Annotated in this window: 6 protein-coding genes; 5 read left to right on the top strand and 1 reads right to left on the bottom strand. The window is 71.8% G+C overall.

Annotation, left to right across the window (positions count from 1 at the left end; all coding sequences use genetic code 11):
* On the top strand, positions 1–237 hold a 237-nt coding region (locus tag VOI19_RS18190), incomplete at its 5' end, for a hypothetical protein (RefSeq protein ID WP_323794354.1).
* A 34-nt stretch (positions 238–271) separates the two neighbouring features.
* Here the strand turns inward: VOI19_RS18190 and VOI19_RS18185 are convergent.
* Positions 272–832 (bottom strand): sugar O-acetyltransferase, encoded by a 561-nt coding sequence (locus VOI19_RS18185; RefSeq protein ID WP_323794353.1) that lies wholly within the window; start codon positions 830–832, stop codon positions 272–274.
* A 187-nt stretch (positions 833–1,019) separates the two neighbouring features.
* On the opposite strand from VOI19_RS18185, the gene VOI19_RS18180 reads away from it, so the two are divergent.
* From VOI19_RS18180 to VOI19_RS18165, 4 genes are all read left to right on the top strand, one after another.
* Positions 1,020–1,259 (top strand): hypothetical protein, encoded by a 240-nt coding sequence (locus VOI19_RS18180; protein ID WP_323794352.1) that lies wholly within the window; start codon positions 1,020–1,022, stop codon positions 1,257–1,259.
* On the top strand, positions 1,256–1,696 hold the full coding sequence (locus tag VOI19_RS18175; RefSeq protein ID WP_323794351.1) for a phage holin family protein: 441 nt from the start codon (positions 1,256–1,258) through the stop codon (positions 1,694–1,696). Before VOI19_RS18180 ends, VOI19_RS18175 begins: the two co-directional genes overlap by 4 nt.
* Positions 1,693–2,007 (top strand): DUF3618 domain-containing protein, encoded by a 315-nt coding sequence (locus tag VOI19_RS18170; RefSeq protein WP_323794350.1) that lies wholly within the window; start codon positions 1,693–1,695, stop codon positions 2,005–2,007. Before VOI19_RS18175 ends, VOI19_RS18170 begins: the two co-directional genes overlap by 4 nt.
* The coding region (locus tag VOI19_RS18165) for a YihY/virulence factor BrkB family protein (protein ID WP_323794349.1) at positions 2,004–2,403 on the top strand (400 nt) is incomplete at its 3' end. The genes VOI19_RS18170 and VOI19_RS18165, both read left to right, overlap by 4 nt.

Here is a 2,403-nt window from a genome sequence, read left to right as displayed (position 1 = left end):
GCGTTCTCGGGCGGACGGCGGCGGATGACGAACGAGCGGGCGCTGTCGATCCGGGTCGCGAGCAGTGCCGTGACGCACTTCCAGTCCGGTGGCTACGAGCCGGCCAACCTCGTCGCCCTCGCCGAGCAGACGAACGGGTTCGACCAGATCGTCGAACGGGTGCTCGCCCTGCCCGAGAACAGCCTCGACCTCGAGCCGCTCGGCCGGCCGCCCGCGCCGGGAGACCCCGCAGCCTGAGACGGCCACCCGAGAAGTGACCCGAGGGACGGCGTCAGAGCTGCCGGATCACCCGAGCAGGAGACCCCACGGCGACGACGTTCGCCGGAAGCGAGGACACGACCACCGCGCCGGCGCCGACGACGGTGTTCTCGCCGATCGAGACCCCCGGACACACGATCACGCCACCACCGAGCCACACGTTGTCGCCGATCACGATCGGCTCGGCCGCCTCCCACTTGTCGCGCCGCGGCGCCGGCTCGAGGGGGTGCGTGGCCGTGAGCAGCTGGACGTTCGGACCGAGCTGGACGTCGTCGCCGACCGTCACGGTGGCGACGTCGAGGACGACCAGGCCGAAGTTGGCGAACGACCGGTCGCCGAAGGTCGTCTGGTAGCCGTAGTCGCAGCGGAACGGCGGCCGGATCTCCGCGCCCTCGCCGTAGGACCCCAGCAGCTCGGTGTAGAGACCGCGCAGCGTCTCCCCATCGGTGGGGTCCGCCAGGTTGATCGCGTGGGTCAGCCGCAGCGCGCGCTGCGAGTCACGCGCGATCTCGGGGTCGTCAGCGATGTAGGGCTCACCGGCGAGCATCCGCTCGCGCATCGTCTTCTCGCTCATCGGGCGAGGCTACGCCGACGAGGTTTGTCGACGGAGCCCGCCGCCGCGGTCAGCGGTCCGTCCCTCACCTCTCCGGGGTCACCCGCAGGAATGGCGACCTGAGAGCCGTTCCTGAGAAAACCTGGTGGAGCCGGCCGCTGGACGACACCGGCGCCGGTTCCTGACTGACGACCCAAGGAGCGATCTCATGTCGAAGCTGACCATGGCAGCAGCAGGCACCGTCGGGTTCCTGCTCGGCTCGCGCGCCGGCCGGGGGCCCTACGAGTGGACCACCGCTCGGCTCGACGAGCTCCGGTCCGACCCGGGGGTGCGACGACGCGCCGCCGAGGTCCGCGACGTCGCCGCGACCAAGGCCGGTGACGTGGCCGAGTCGGCGAAGGCCACCGTGGACCAGGCCACGTCAGGGACGGGTGTGGCGACGCCATGAGCGACAGGAAGGAGGCATCCAGGCACGCCGCCCCCGAGTCCGTTCACCCCACGCACACGAGCGAGGCCGGGGTCGGTGAGCTGATGGCCACCGTCGCCCAGGACCTCTCCACCCTCGTGCGGGACGAGATGGCGCTCGCCAAGACCGAGATCACCGAGTCGGTCACCAAGGCAGGTCTCGGGGCCGGACTCTTCGGCACCGCCGGCCTGGTGGCCCTGTACGGCGTCGGCGCGCTCGTGGCGACCCTCGTGCTCGTGCTCGCGCTCGTCGTCCCGGCGTGGCTGGCCGCCCTCATCGTGACGCTCGGCCTCTTCGCCGTGGCCGGGATCGCCGCGCTCCTCGGCAAGAAGGAGCTGGACCAGGCGACCCCGCCGCTCGAGCACAGCAAGGAGAGCGTGCGTCGAGACGTCGACGCCCTCAAGGGAGGCGCCTCGTGAGCATCGGCGAGCAGGACGAGAAGCCGGACCAGAATCCGAACCGGAAGCCGGACGGCGACGAGCAGTCGCAGGCAGCGCAGGCAGCCCAGACAGCACGGAGCAGCAGCGAGATCCAGGCCGACCTCCAGGACACCCGGGAGCACCTCGCCGAGACCGTCGACGCCCTGACCCACAAGCTCGACGTGCCCGCGCGCTCGCGCGAGAAGGCGCACGCGCTCGGTCGTGACCACGGCCGCGAGCTCGCCGTCGGCGGCGCCGTGGTCGTCGCGCTCGTCGTGGTCGTCGTCCTGAGGCGGCGAGGCCGACGATGACCCGCACCGATGAGGCGACCGACGGGCGCCGCCGGAGCGAGGAGGCGCCGTCCGCCGAGGCCGACGTCAAGCCCGACGACCCGACCGACCTCGATGCCCGGTCGAGGAAGTACGTGGCTCGCAAGACGTTGCACGAGTTCACCCGCGACGAGTGCACCGACCTCGCGGCCGCCCTCACCTACTACGCCGTGCTGGCGCTGTTCCCGGCCCTGATCGCGCTGATGTCACTCGTCGGCCTGCTCGGGCAGGGCCAGGAGGCTGCGCGAACCGTCCTGCAGATCCTGCGGGACGTCGGCGCTTCCGGCGCGGCCGACACGTTGGAGCCGACCCTGACCGAGCTGAGCCAGGGCTCGGGGGCCGGTCTCGCCCTCGTGATCGGGCTGCTCGCCGCACTCT

This window comes from Nocardioides sp., assembly GCF_034670285.1.
Lineage (GTDB): Bacteria > Actinomycetota > Actinomycetes > Propionibacteriales > Nocardioidaceae > Nocardioides.
Note: the sequence above shows the minus strand (reverse complement) of the source record. Positions and strands in the feature narration are given on the sequence as shown.